Consider the following 320-nt stretch of genomic DNA (forward strand, 5'->3'; position numbering starts at 1 on the left):
CAGGTAAGAATAAGCGCTTAGCTTTAATCAAACCTTATGAATTAGCGAAGATTGTTGAATCATTGGTAAATAAACAAAATAAGACCCTTATTAAAGTGGATCCATATAAAACTAGCCAAGTAGAATATGGAACTGAATATGAAGAAAAGCACGAGTTAAGAGCGACTAATAAAGATGGTAAACGCATATATGTTTCAGCATATACTGGTAAAGAAGTAGATAGGGATTATAACGCAGCCTTAAACATTAAGGAGTGGGGCTTACACCCAGAAAAACATGTAAAATTAAGAGATTATCCTAAATTAAAAGCAGGTAACTTG

At 33.1% G+C, this 320-nt stretch carries 1 protein-coding gene; it reads left to right on the forward strand.

The genetic code is table 11. The features are described from left to right. The coding region (locus FC14_RS08770; protein ID WP_420890265.1) for a zinc ribbon domain-containing protein at window positions 1-320 on the forward strand (320 nt) is incomplete at both ends.

Origin of the sequence: Ligilactobacillus agilis DSM 20509, assembly GCF_001436215.1 — a bacterium.
GTDB classification, from domain to species: Bacteria; Bacillota; Bacilli; order Lactobacillales; family Lactobacillaceae; genus Ligilactobacillus; species Ligilactobacillus agilis.